We start from the raw sequence: 12,995 nt of genomic DNA, 5'->3' as shown, positions 1-12,995 counted from the left end.
ACATACTTGAGGGGGAGATCAACGGATCGGCGTCGCCTGTTTGTTGCACTGCATCGGTATAATCGAGCGCTCGATTCCACCGGCCCCGAACCACCATGGATTTATTGCTTCTGCTCAAGGCCCTTCTGCTCGGCATCATCGAGGGGCTGACCGAATTCTTGCCAGTGTCATCCACTGGACACCTGATCATTTTCGGGGACTTGCTCAACTACACCGACGAGAAGAGCAAGGTGTTCAAGATCGTCATCCAGTTCGCGGCCATTCTCGCCGTGTGCTGGGACTATCGGGCGCGACTGACGGACCGTCTGACTCAGGCGGCCGGCGTCACCGGCCACTACGCCAGGGTGGAATTCAAGCAGCACGGCCTCATGCAAGCGCTTCCGCGCTTCTTGCGTGAGGATTCGATCCGTTTCTGGTGGAATCTGTTCGTCGCCTTTCTGCCCGCGGCCGTGCTCGGGCTGCTGTTCTACAAGATCATCAAGGCGTATCTGTTCAATCCGATGGTCGTGGCGAGCATGCTCATCCTCGGTGGCTTGCTGATCCTCTACATCGAAAAGCGCGCGTATCACCCCAGACTCAACACCGTCGAGGACATGCGCTGGACCGACGCGCTCAAGGTCGGTTTCGCGCAGGCGATGGCCATGATCCCGGGCACTTCGCGCTCCGGCGCAACCATCATGGGCGGCCTGATCTTCGGCCTGTCGCGCAAAACCGCGGCCGAATTCTCGTTCTTCCTGGCCATCCCGACCATGTTTGCGGCCACGGTGTATGACATCTACAAGAACTGGGCCCAGTTCGACGCGGCCGATCTGCCGGTTTTCGCCGTTGGTTTCGTTGCCTCGTTCTTCGCTGCCATGGTCGCCGTCAAAGCGTTCATCAAGTACGTCTCGAACAACAGCTTCGTACCCTTCGCCTGGTACCGCATCATTTTCGGACTGGTGATTCTCGCCTCCTGGTACTTTGACTGGATCACCTGGAACGACGCCTGAGCGCCATGATTCTCTACCTGCACGGCTTTCGCTCTGCGCCCGGCTCGGTCAAGGCCACCCGGCTGCGTGACTATCTGACCGAACGCGGCCTTGGCGCACGTTACTGGTGCGAGCAGTTGCCGGTGTGCGCCACCGATGTCATCGCCCTGGTCGAAGCGCAGATAGCCCGCTGCGAGACGCCGCCCACCCTTATCGGCAGTTCACTGGGCGGTTACTACGCCACCTGGCTGGCCGAAAAGCACGACCTCAAGGCGATTCTGGTCAATCCGAGTGTGGTCTCGCACATCTCGCTGGCACCGTACGTCGGCCCGCAAACCAACCTCTACACGGGGGAGGCCTTCGACTTCACCCCGGCGCACATCGAGGCGCTGCGCGCCATTGAAGTGCCTCGCATCACCCGCCCGGAGCGTTACTGGCTGATGGTCGACACCGGCGACGAGATACTCGACTACCGGCACGCGGTGGCGCGCTACGCAGGCTGTCGCCAGACCATCCATGCGGGCGGTGACCATGGCTTCCGTCACTGGGATGAGCATCTGGACGAGGTTCTGGCGTTTGCCGGATTGGCCAGCGACTGAATGCCATGATTCGTGATGCCGAACCGGCGGGCATCCGCGCCGGACTGACCGCGGCGATCGCGGCCTTCAGCCTGTGGGGCCTGACGCCGATCTACTTCAAATGGGTCGCCGCCGTGCCCGCGAGCGAAATCGTCGCCCACCGCGTGGTGTGGTCCGTCGTGCTGCTGGGCCTGCTGGTGCTGGCCCGGCGCCATTGGCACCGGGTCACCGCCGTATTCAGGCAACCGCGCCTGCTCGCCACCCTGGGTCTGACGGCAGTGCTCAACGGCACCAACTGGCTGATTTTCGTGTGGGCCATCGCCCACGACCAGGTGCTTGAGACGAGTCTGGGTTATTTCATCAACCCCTTGCTCAGCGTGCTGCTCGGCCGCCTGTTCCTGGGCGAGCGCCTGCGCCCGTGGCAAAGCGCCGCCGTGCTGCTGGCCATGGCCGGCGTACTGTGGCGCATCGTCGGTGTGGGCCACCTGCCGGTGGTGGCCCTGATGCTGGCACTGACCTTCGGTTTCTATGGGCTGATCCGCAAGCGCACTGCCGTAGACGCCTTCACCGGGCTGCTGGTCGAGACGGTGCTGGTGCTGCCGCTGGCCGTCGGCTGGCTGGTCTGGCGGGTGTACCAGGGCGAAGCATGGATTGGCCGCGACCCATCGGTTGAAATCCTGTTGCCGCTGGCCGGCATTGTCACCGCCGTGCCGCTGACGCTCTTTGCCGTGGGTGCCCGGCGACTGCCGCTGGCCACCCTCGGGTTTCTGCAATATCTGGCACCGAGCATTTCGTTCTGTCTGGCCGTGTTCGCCTTCAAGGAGCCGTTCGACACCGGTCATCTGCTCGGATTCGTGCTGATCTGGCTGGGCCTGGCGCTGTATTCGCTCGACCTCTGGCGCGCTGGCCGCAGGCGTGTCCGCTGAGCGGTATCACACGACATTGTGCCGGGCGAATCCATTAAACTGTCGGGCTTGTTCTCATACGGTCGATCCGATGTTCGTGTTATTTGAAGAGAGCGGTGCATTCAAGTGCGGCACCGTTCTGGTGGACAACGACGCTTCCCTGCAGGTTGAAGCCACCACCGGCAAACGCCTCAAGCTCAAGCGCAATCACGTGCTACTGACCTTCGACAGCCCGACGGCCAGCGAACTGCTGCCACGTGCCGAAGCCGAGGCCGAACAGCTGGACACGGACTTTCTCTGGGAGGTGTGCGGCGAGGACGAATTCGGCTTTGAAGAATTTGCCGAAGAATATTTCGGCCACACACCGAACACGGTCGAAGCCGCCGCCGTGCTGCTGAGGCTGCATTCCGCCCCGGTGTATTTCCACCGCAAGGGCCGCGGCCGTTTCCGCAAGGCCCCCACCGACATCCTCCAGGCGGCACTGGCCGGCCTGGAGAAAAAACGTCAGCAGGCCGAAGCCGTCGATCGCATGCGCGACGAGCTGCTGGCGCACAAACTGCCCGCCGAATTCGAGGGCATGGTGCCCCAGCTGCTGTACCGGCCCGACCGTAACCGTCTCGAAGCCAAGGCGCTCGAGGCCGCCTGCGTCGACAGCGGCCTGAGCGCAGCCAACCTGATGCTGGCCTGCGGCGCGCTCGAGTCGAGCTACGACTTTCACTATGGCCGCTTCCTTTTCGACTTTTTCCCGGAGGGTGAAGGCTTCCCGGCACTCGATCTGCCGCAGGTCCCGACCGATCTGCCCGTGGCCGATGTACGCGCCTTCTCCATCGACGATGCAACCACCACGGAAATCGACGACGCCTTTTCAGTGACGCCCCGCGACGGCGGCGGCTGGACCGTGGGCATCCACATTGCCGCGCCGGGCCTGGGCATCGAACGCGGCTCGGCCCTCGACGCCATTGCCCGTCAGCGGCTGTCCACCGTGTACATGCCGGGCAACAAGATCACCATGCTGCCCGACGCGCTGGTCGAGATCTTCACCCTGCAGGCCGGCCGCACCTGCCCGGCCGTGTCGCTCTATCTCGAACTCAATGCCGACCTGTCGGTGTCGAACCAGTACTCGCGCCTTGAGCGCATCCCCGTCGAAGCGAACCTGCGTCATCACGACCTGGAGCCGGTGTTCAACGAGGACACCCTGCTCAATGGCGGCCCCGACTACCCCTGGAAGCAGGAACTGACACTGCTGTGGGAACTGGCCACCATCATGGAGGCCGGCCGCGGCAAGCCCGCCACCAACCAGACCCAGGTGGACTACAGCTTCTATGTGGACTGGGGCGTGCAAACCAGTGACGGCCCCGGTGCCGCCGCCATCTCCCCTCGCCTGCGTGGCTCGCCCATGGACAAGCTGGTCGCCGAACTGATGATCGTGGCCAACTCCACCTGGGGCAAACAGCTGGACGATGCCGGCATCCCCGGCATCTACCGCGTGCAGGGCGGCGGCAAGGTGCGCATGGCCACCGTGGCCGCGCCGCACGAGGGGCTCGGTGTCGATTGCTACGCCTGGTCCAGCTCACCGCTGCGCCGCTACGTCGATCTGGTCAATCAGTGGCAGCTGATCAGCGTGCTCCAGGCCACCGACCCGGTTTTCCCGCCCAAGTCCCCCGACCTGATGGAAGTGGTGCGCGACTTCGATATGGCCTACAGCGCCTATGCCGAATTCCAGCGCCACATGGAGCGCTACTGGTGCATCCGTGCCTTGCGCCAGCGTGACGACGACCGGATCACCGCCCGCGTGCTGCGCGAAAACGTGGTGCGCATCGACGACATGCCCTTCGTCTTCAAGGTCGGCGGCATGCCGCTGCAGGTGCCGGGTGCGCATGTAGCACTGGAAATGAAAGACAGTGACCTGCTCGACGTGGATCTGCGCGCTCGCTTCGTTTCCGTACTCTCCGAGCCCGCGGCCGGGGCCGACGCTTCCGAGTAGAATGCCGTCATGACGCGCTCGCCGAAGCCCCCCAAGATCAAGGCGCCCGCCAAGGGTCGGGCCAAGGCCGTCCAGGCGCCCCGACCGGGCTCGCAGACCTCGCCGCTGTTCATGGCCGCCCTGGGCATCTCGTTCCTGCTGCACGCCGTCATCCTCGCCATCCAGTTCAAGTTTCCGGACATCGCCCAGAGTCTGAAAAAGGACTCGGGTCTCGAGGTGGTACTGGTGAACGCCCGGCATGCCAAAGCACCGGAGAAGGCGGAGGCTCTCGCCCAGGCCAATCTCGACGGTGGCGGCAACACCGACACCAAACAGATGGCCAGCACCCCCCTGCCCCCGAAGGAAAAGCGGGTCGACGGAGATCAGCTGACCGAAGCGAAGCGTCGCGTCGCCAAGCTCGAAGCCGCCCAGCGCAAGCTGCTGGCCGAATCCAGGAAGGCGCAAACGGTCAAGCAGGTCCAGAAGGACAGCAATACCCCTGCTGAAGAACCGGCGGAAGTGTCGGGCGCCGATCTGGCCGACAGCGCCGCGGCCATTGCGCGCCTTGAAGCCAAGCTCGACAAGCAGCTCAACGAATATTCCAAGCGTCCGCGCAAGAAGTTCATCGGCGCGCGCACCAAGGAATATCGCTTCGCCCAGTACGTGGAAGACTGGCGCCAGAAGATCGAACGGGTCGGCACGCTCAACTACCCGGACTCGGCCCGGGGCAAGCTCTACGGCAGCCTGCTGATGTCCGTGGTCATCCGCTCCGATGGCACGGTGGGGCGTCTCACCATTCATCGCTCTTCGGGCCATGCGGTGCTCGATCAGGCGGCCGAGAATATCGTCCGCCTCGCCGCGCCCTTCTCGCCGTTCCCGCCGAACATCCGCAAGGACACCGACGAGCTGGAAATTACCCGCACCTGGACCTTCACCAACGCGGACGCCATTCGCACCGACTGAGTCACCCGGGCAAAACGGCCCGGCCATCAGCCGGTAGAATGCCTTTTTGATCCGAGATCGCCCCGCCATGGAACGCTACGCCGTCATCGGCAATCCGATTGCCCACAGCAAGTCGCCACGCATTCACGCCGCCTTCGCAGAACAGACCGGCCAGGTCATGACCTACGAGGCCGTTCTCGGCCCCGAAGAGGGATTTGCCGATACCGTGCGAGCCTTCGCGGCAAGCGGCGGCCGCGGCATGAACGTCACCGTGCCATTCAAGCTCCAGGCCTATGATCTCGCCGACCAGCTCTCCGAGCGCGCCCAGGCCGCCGGGGCCGTGAATACGCTGAGCTTTCGTGCCGATGGCATTCACGGCGACAACACCGACGGCGTCGGCCTCATACGCGACCTGCAGGACAACCTCGGTTGTGCGCTTCAGGGCAGCCGGGTCTTGCTGCTCGGTGCCGGCGGCGCCTCCCGTGGCGTGATGCTGCCCTTGCTGGCCACCCGCCCCGATTCCATCACCATCGCCAACCGTACCGCCTCGCGCGCCGACGAACTGGTCGAACGCTTTCGCCCTCTGTGCGAGGCCACGGTACTGCGCGGCTGCGGCTTCGACGCGGTGGGAGACGAGGGATTCGACGTCATCATCAATGCCACCTCGGCCAGCCTCAGCAGCGAAGTGCCGCCGATTCCGCCGCAGGCCTACTCAGGCTGCCAGCTGGCCTACGACATGATGTATGGTGCGCGCCCCACGCCCTTCATGCTCGAGGCCTCCGATCGCGGCGCCGCGCGCACCGCCGACGGCTTGGGCATGCTGGTGGAGCAGGCCGCCGAAAGCTTCGACATCTGGCGCGGCATCAGGCCGAAAACCGGCCCGGTCCTGGCCATGCTGAGAACCCAGCTGGCCACGGGCCGCTGACGCCTTCATGAAATCCATTGGCCGCGTGATCGGGCGCGCCCTGCTCATTGCCGTTGCGGCCCTCGTGCTCTATGAGGTGTGGATCTTCGCCCACGTGCTGTGGTGGCAGCACGTGAATCCGAGCAGCACCCGTTTCATGGATCTGCAACTGACGACCATGCGCGAGGCCCGACCCGACGCGCAGCTCAAGCATGAATGGGTCGACTACGAGCGCATCTCCCGCCATCTCAAGCAAGCCGTGGTCGCCGCCGAGGATGATCGTTTCCTTGAACACGACGGCTTCGACTGGGAAGGCATCCAGAACGCCATCGAGAAGAATGCCCGCAAGGGCAAACCGGTGGCCGGCGGCTCGACCATCAGCCAGCAACTGGCCAAGAACCTGTTCCTCACGCCCAGCAAGAGCTATCTGCGCAAGGCGCAGGAGGCGCTCATCACCCTGATGATCGAAACCTGCTGGTCCAAACGCAGGATTCTCGAGGTGTATCTGAACGTGGTCGAATGGGGTGCCGGCGTCTTTGGTGCCCAGGCGGCGGCCGTTCACTACTATGGCATTCCGGCCAGCCGGCTCGGCCCCGAGCAGGCGGCCCGACTCGCTGTCATGCTACCCAATCCGCGCCGTTACGAGCGCCAGTTCGGCCCCCGTCTGGCCGCTCATGCCCGCCGCGTCCAGGCGCGAATGCATCGCTCCGTCGTGCCCTGAAACGGGGTTAGGTCAGCGGCACCGGCGCACATCGCGCTGCAACAACAAAGCACGTACAATTTGCGCCGGGGCGACCCGCATGCCCCTCGCCAAACCATGTCCGAACCCGAGATCAAGCCCCGCGATACGCTTCAGGATCAACTCAAGGAGATCCAGGAACTGCTACACCGGCACAAGCTGGTGGAGTCGCTCGTCCAGCGTCAGGAAGACATGCCCCGGCACGAGCTGGTCGAAGGCCTGGTGCACAAACAACATGTGCACGAGCTGTCCAGCCGGCTCGACGACATGCACGCGGCCGACATTGCCGTGGTGCTTGAAAGCCTGCCCATCGAGGACCGCAAATTCGTCTGGGACCTGGTCAAGGCGGAGCGCGACGGTGAAATCCTGCTCGAAGTGTCCGACGCGGTGCGCGAATCGCTCATCGAGACCATGGACAACGATGAGCTCAAAGCCGCCGCCGAAACCCTTGACGCCGACGAGCTCGCCGACCTGGCGCCCGATCTGCCCGATGAGGTCATGGAGGACGTCTACCAGGCACTCGACCTGGAGGAGCGGGCCCAGCTGCGTGCGGCCATGTCCTACGACGAGGACGCGGTGGGCGCGCTCATGGATTTCGACATGGTCACCATCCGGCCGGACATCCGGCTGGAAGTGGTGCTGCGCTATCTGCGGCGGTTCTCCGAACTGCCGGACCACACGGACCAGCTGTTTGTCGCCAGCCGCGACGAGGCCCTCGTCGGCGTGCTGCCGCTGGGCAAGATGCTGGTGAGCGACCCGGAGCTGCTGGTCAGCGAGATCATGATCACCGATCCGGTGACCCTGCGCCCGGACGACAAGGCCGAAGATGCGGCCAATGCCTTCGAGCGCTATGACCTGGTCTCCGCGCCCGTGGTCACCGCCGAGCACAAGCTCATGGGCCGGGTGACGGTCGATACCGTGGTGGACTACATCCGCGAGGAGTCCGAGGCCGAGTTGCTCAACCAGGCCGGTCTGCGCGAAGAGGAAGACATCTTCGCGCCGGTGCTCGACTCGGTGAAGAACCGCTGGGCCTGGCTGGCCATCAACCTGATCACGGCATTTGCCGCATCGCGCGTGATTGGTCTGTTCGAGGGCTCGATCGAGAAGCTGGTCGCCCTCGCCGCGCTCATGCCCATCATCGCCGGCATCGGGGGCAATTCGGGCAACCAGACCATCACCATGATCGTGCGTGCCATGGCCATGGGCCAAGTGGATGGCGATTCAGGCAAGCGCCTGCTCAAGAAGGAAATGGGCGTCGCACTGATCAACGGACTCGTGTGGGGCGGCCTGATGGGCTTGGTGGCCTGGTGGCTCTACGGCAACTGGCAACTCGGTGCGGTCATGACCGCCGCCACCACGCTCAACCTGCTGCTCGCCGCCAGTATGGGGGTCATCATTCCCATGGGCATGCAACGCTTCGGCCGCGACCCGGCACTCGGTTCGAGCGTGATGATCACCGCCTGCACCGACTCCGGCGGCTTCTTCATTTTCCTGGGTCTGGCCACGCTGTTCCTGATCTGAGGCCGCGCTCAGGCACCCGCCAGAAAACCGACCGCCCTCGACACCACCTCGGGCGCGCCCAGCACCTTGTAGTGTCCGTATCCTTCGGTCGCCATCAATTCACTGCCCGGCCACAAATCTCCGAAACGCGCCAGATGCACAAAGCTCACCTCCGCGTCGTCCCGATCGTGGACGAACAGCGCGCGTGTGCGCCCCAGCGGGAGCCCCGAGAGCGCATCGAGCTCAGCCACCGGCTTGTGCGCCGACTCCATGCGGTCGACCAGATTCTCATGCGCCGCGGGGCTCAGTCCCACCCGACGGGACAAGTCGGCCATGTGATGCGCAAGCGATGCCGGCGCCGCCACCACCACAACCCGTTCGAGCTCGTGATGTTCCCGCAGGACCTGCATGCTCGCGGCGCCGCCCATGGAGTGGGCGGCAAGCGCCACCGCATTGGGCACATGGGTCAGTACCGTCGAGATGGCCGCCATGAATTCGTCCACCCTCCCGGCACGACCGGCACTCTCGCCATGGCCCGGCATGTCGAACACGGTCACGGCCAGGCCTGCGTCGAGCAAGGGCTTGATCCATGTCGAGAACTGGCCTCCATAGCCACCCCAACCATGCACCAGCACGGCCCGCGGCCCGGCCGCCTCACCGAAGTGCCACAGTGCCATCGCCTGTCCGTTCAGCTCGACATCTTCCCGCGCGCCCCAGGCGTCGAGGACCTCGGCCGCCCGGCCACGTGCGCGCGGCGGGCGCACCAGCAGACGCTCGGCACGCTCGGCCGTCCAGCCTGGCAACAGGGAGGATGTGACGCGCACCCAGCGACGCTGATTCGGCGTCAGCAACTCAACACGACCGTTCGTCCTTTTTTTGCCCGCTTTCTTCACGCTGTTCTCTGGTCCCGAATGACGGTTGGAACGGGGGCGCCATCGCGCCCCCGGAGGATCAATGCACGGTTTTCGCCGAAGAGCGCTCGACGAGCCCCTCAAAGGCCGTCTGCGCCCGCTGCGGCGTGATGTCATCATCCAGCAGGCGCCCGCGGTAGTAGGCCGCGCTGACGATCGCGAACAGTTCGAACACGAACTGCCCCTCGTCCAGTCCCTTGCGGAACTGCCCTTCCTCGATGGCAATGGTGACGGCCTTGCCAAGTTCCTTCTCCAGTTGAAGGAAGTGCGTCATCACCGCATCGCGGACCGGCCCTGGTCGGTCATCGAACTCAAGCGCGGCCGCCTGCAGGGGGCAACCGCCCTCCAGCCCGCCGAGTTCGACCCAGTTGAGCCACCGGTTGAAGAGAATCTCGATTCGCGCTATACCTCTGGGCGCTTTGAGCGCCGGTACGAAGACGAGGTCCGAGAACCGTGCGGCGGCCGCTTCGATGGCGGCAACCTGCAAGTCTTCACGCGAGCCGAAGTGGGCGAAGAGACCGCTCTTGGACATGCCCACTCGCCCGGCCAGCGCGCCGATGGAGAGGGATTCGAATCCGGCCTCGGACGCCATGGCGACCGCAGCATCCAGGATGGTCTGACGGGTACGTGCACCTTTATTCATGGCTGTCATTTTATCGAACGCTCGTTCTTTTTTTCAAGTCCGCCTGTCGGCTTCATGCCGCCAGATCGGCAAACACCTGCTCGGCGGCGCAGATGGTGGCATCGATGTCTTCCACGGTGTGCGCCGCTGACACGAAACCGGCCTCGAACGCCGATGGTGCAAAGTAATGACCGTGCTCCAGCATGGCGTGGAAGAAGCGGTTGAATCGCTCGCGATCCGAGGCCATGACGTCGGCAAACCCCTGAGGCGGCTCTTCGGAAAAATACAGACCGAACATGCCGCCCACGGACTGGGCGCAGAAGGCCACGCCATGCTGACGTGCAACGGCGCTCAGGCCCTCGGTCAGCTGCCGTGCGCGATCAGCCAGCTGCTCGTAGAACCCCGCCTGGCGCACCAGCTTGAGCGAGGCCAGCCCCGCGGCCACAGCCACCGGACTGCCCGAGAGCGTCCCCGCCTGATAGACCGGACCGAGCGGTGCAATCTTTTCCATGATGTCGCGACGCCCGCCAAAGGCGCCGACCGGCATGCCCCCCCCGACCACCTTGCCCAGCGTCGTCAGGTCGGGCGTGATGCCCACCAGTCCTTGCGCGCCTTGCGGCCCGACACGGAAGCCGGTCATGACCTCATCGAAGATCAGCACCGCCCCATGGGCAGTACACAACTCGCGGAGTGTTTGCAGGAAGCGGTCGCTCGGACGAACCAGGTTCATGTTGCCGGCAAACGGTTCGACGATGACGGCGGCGATGTCGCTACCCTTGGCCTTGAACGTGGCCTCGAGCTGATCGGGATCGTTGTAGTCGAGCACCAGCGTGTGCTTGGCGAAATCGGCCGGCACGCCACCGGAGGACGGATTGCCGAAGGTCAGTGCGCCCGAACCGGCCTTGACCAGCAAGCAATCCGCATGACCGTGATAGCAACCTTCGAACTTGATGATGGCGTCACGCCCGGTGAAGCCGCGTGCCAGCCGAATGGCACTCATGGTCGCTTCGGTCCCCGAGCTGACCAGCCGCACCATGTCCATGCCGGGCAATTGCGCGCACAACTGCTCGGCCATCTCGACTTCCGCCTCGGTGGGTGCGCCAAAGGAGAGACCGTCGAGCGCGGCCTTGCGCACGGCTTCGACAATCTCGGGATGCGCATGACCCGCGATTGCCGGCCCCCATGAACCCACATAGTCGATGTAGGCCTTGCCGTCCGCATCCCACATCCGCGCCCCTTCCGCCCGCTGGATGAAGCGGGGAAATCCCCCCACGGATCCGAATGCCCGCACCGGCGAGTTCACGCCGCCGGGAATCACTTGCTGGGCACGATTGAAAAGGGTTTCGTTCTGACTCATGTCGGTTAGGTCCATCAAGCTGAAAGATTGGATTGACTGGCATACAGCGTAGCGTATGCGCGCGCTCGAACCGCGGGGTCCGGCGCGTCGAACACGTCCGAGATCACGGCCAGTTGAGATGCCCCCGCCCCAACCAGCGCGCCCGCGTTATCGAGTGTGATGCCACCGATGGCGACAACGCCGACCGCAAGCGACTTTCGGGCACGCGTGAGCAGATCGACACTCGCCGCCACCGCACCCGGTTTGGTACTGGACGGATACATGGCGCCGAAGGCCACGTAGTCGGCACCCGCCGCGGCAGCCGCTTCGGCCAGCGGCCATTCGTTGTAGCACGACACTCCGAGGATGCGCTCGCCACCGAGGCGGGCACGCGCGCGCGCCACGTCGCCGTCCTCGCGGCCCAGATGGACGCCATCGGCATCGAGGCGAACGGCCAGCTCCAGGTTGTCGTTCATGATGAAGGGGACGCCTGACGCGTAGCATCGGGTACGGATCTCGGCCGCCTGCTCCAGCTGAGCATCCCCCGTCAGACACTTGTTGCGGTACTGGAGCATCACGGGCTCGCCCTTCAGGGCCACTTCGACCCGTGCGATGAGCGCCTCGGTGTCCGGGGTGTCGGGCGTGATCAGGTACAAGCCTTGCGGCAGACGTCTGGCAGCCTTGTTCATTCAACTTCCCCCTCAGGGCGCGCCCAGAACATGCGATCGGGCACCAGCGCACCCATGCCCATGTGCAGCGCGGACGCTTCACACTTGTGCGCGAACTGGATGGCTTCACGCGTCGCTTCATCGAGCGAACGCCCCTGGGCCAGGCCGGCGGCAAGCCCGGACGCCACGGAACAACCGAACCCCAGGGTACGACGCCCGATATGTTCCAGGTCGATACTTTGCAAGATGCCCTGCTCGCCATAGAGCAGATGCACGGCCTTGGGTCCGTGACCGCCAGCGCCCAGGAACAGCACCGATTCGCAACCGATGCCACACAGGAGGGACGACATCTCTTCCAGCGTGAGGTCATCGGGCTCTTCGTCGGCGACGCCCGCCGCGATCAAACGGCGCCCGGCACTCGGATCAAGCACCAGTGCGGTGGCATAGGGCACCAACAACTCCAGGGCAGCGGTCAGGTGATCGTCATCGGCCTCGTCTTCTTCCGCCATGAGCGGCGGTAACTCGAGCACAAGGGGCGTCTCGGCATAATCGGCGACCAGTTCGGCCATGGCAGAGACCATGGCCACGCTGCCCGGCACCGTGAATTTCATGGCACTGACCGGCACATCCTCGAGCACAACTCGGGCCTGATCGACAACGATGTCACACTCCAATGGAATTCGCGCCTCGACTTGCGCGGTATCGCGCAGGCATACTTCGCTGGCGACGCACAGGGGATAGACACCCATGCAGGCAAGAGTCAGGGCATCGGCCGCAAGGCCGGTTGCACTTGTCGGCTCGGTTGGAGAGATGGTCAGTACGGCGGGGAGACGAAGCATTGTTTCCTACACGGGATCGGGGCTCATGCCAGCCGAGTCGGGACGTTCGAAATGCGTTAAGATCTGGCGGATTCTAGCATCCACACCCAACGCCAAAGACAACAGCAGCAATATGGCCGA

13 protein-coding genes are annotated in these 12,995 nt (G+C 64.4%); 8 read left to right on the top strand and 5 right to left on the bottom strand.

Annotation, left to right across the window (positions count from 1 at the left end):
• The first annotated feature begins 95 nt into the window (after nt 1–95).
• The 8 genes from J0W34_RS05200 (at nt 96) to mgtE (ending at nt 8,520) form a co-directional block, all read left to right on the top strand.
• Nucleotides 96–989, top strand: coding sequence for an undecaprenyl-diphosphate phosphatase (locus tag J0W34_RS05200; RefSeq protein ID WP_227815919.1), 894 nt, complete (start codon nt 96–98; stop codon nt 987–989).
• Nucleotides 990–994: 5 nt separating this feature from the next.
• A complete protein-coding gene (locus J0W34_RS05195; protein ID WP_230970956.1) occupies nt 995–1,567 on the top strand; it encodes a YqiA/YcfP family alpha/beta fold hydrolase in 573 nt (190 codons plus the stop codon).
• A 5-nt stretch (nt 1,568–1,572) separates the two neighbouring features.
• Entirely contained in the window at nt 1,573–2,472 is a 900-nt protein-coding gene (rarD, locus tag J0W34_RS05190) for an EamA family transporter RarD (protein WP_230970955.1), read from the top strand.
• A 70-nt stretch (nt 2,473–2,542) separates the two neighbouring features.
• Nucleotides 2,543–4,435 carry a ribonuclease catalytic domain-containing protein gene (locus tag J0W34_RS05185; protein WP_230970954.1) on the top strand — a complete coding sequence of 631 codons (1,893 nt, stop codon included), beginning with the start codon at nt 2,543–2,545 and terminating at the stop codon, nt 4,433–4,435.
• Between the two features lie 9 nt (nt 4,436–4,444).
• Nucleotides 4,445–5,377, top strand: a complete 933-nt coding sequence (locus tag J0W34_RS05180; protein ID WP_227815915.1) for an energy transducer TonB — start codon at nt 4,445–4,447, stop codon at nt 5,375–5,377.
• Nucleotides 5,378–5,444: 67 nt separating this feature from the next.
• Nucleotides 5,445–6,281 (top strand): shikimate dehydrogenase, encoded by an 837-nt coding sequence (aroE, locus tag J0W34_RS05175; protein ID WP_230970953.1) that lies wholly within the window; start codon nt 5,445–5,447, stop codon nt 6,279–6,281.
• Between the two features lie 7 nt (nt 6,282–6,288).
• The gene (gene mtgA, locus J0W34_RS05170) at nt 6,289–6,981 is read left to right on the top strand and encodes a monofunctional biosynthetic peptidoglycan transglycosylase (RefSeq protein ID WP_227815913.1); all 693 of its coding nucleotides are present in this window, start codon (nt 6,289–6,291) and stop codon (nt 6,979–6,981) included.
• A gap of 96 nt (nt 6,982–7,077) precedes the next feature.
• Entirely contained in the window at nt 7,078–8,520 is a 1,443-nt protein-coding gene (gene mgtE, locus J0W34_RS05165; protein WP_227815912.1) for a magnesium transporter, read from the top strand.
• A gap of 8 nt (nt 8,521–8,528) precedes the next feature.
• Here mgtE and J0W34_RS05160 read toward each other — a convergent pair whose 3' ends face one another.
• The 5 genes from J0W34_RS05160 to thiD are packed head-to-tail and all read right to left on the bottom strand — an operon-like array spanning nt 8,529 to nt 12,875.
• Nucleotides 8,529–9,392, bottom strand: a complete 864-nt coding sequence (locus tag J0W34_RS05160; RefSeq protein ID WP_230970952.1) for an alpha/beta fold hydrolase — start codon at nt 9,390–9,392, stop codon at nt 8,529–8,531.
• Between the two features lie 58 nt (nt 9,393–9,450).
• Nucleotides 9,451–10,053 carry a TetR/AcrR family transcriptional regulator gene (locus tag J0W34_RS05155; protein ID WP_227815910.1) on the bottom strand — a complete coding sequence of 201 codons (603 nt, stop codon included), beginning with the start codon at nt 10,051–10,053 and terminating at the stop codon, nt 9,451–9,453.
• A gap of 52 nt (nt 10,054–10,105) precedes the next feature.
• Entirely contained in the window at nt 10,106–11,389 is a 1,284-nt protein-coding gene (gene hemL, locus J0W34_RS05150; protein WP_230970951.1) for a glutamate-1-semialdehyde 2,1-aminomutase, read from the bottom strand.
• 14 nt (nt 11,390–11,403) lie between these two features.
• On the bottom strand, nt 11,404–12,057 hold the full coding sequence (gene thiE, locus J0W34_RS05145) for a thiamine phosphate synthase (RefSeq protein WP_230970950.1): 654 nt from the start codon (nt 12,055–12,057) through the stop codon (nt 11,404–11,406).
• Entirely contained in the window at nt 12,054–12,875 is an 822-nt protein-coding gene (gene thiD, locus J0W34_RS05140; protein WP_230970949.1) for a bifunctional hydroxymethylpyrimidine kinase/phosphomethylpyrimidine kinase, read from the bottom strand. The genes thiE and thiD overlap by 4 nt, the downstream gene beginning before the upstream one ends.
• Nucleotides 12,876–12,995 lie beyond the last annotated feature (120 nt).

The organism is Nitrogeniibacter aestuarii, from assembly GCF_017309585.1.
Classification (GTDB): domain Bacteria; phylum Pseudomonadota; class Gammaproteobacteria; order Burkholderiales; family Rhodocyclaceae; genus Nitrogeniibacter; species Nitrogeniibacter aestuarii.
Note: the sequence above shows the minus strand (reverse complement) of the source record. Positions and strands in the feature narration are given on the sequence as shown.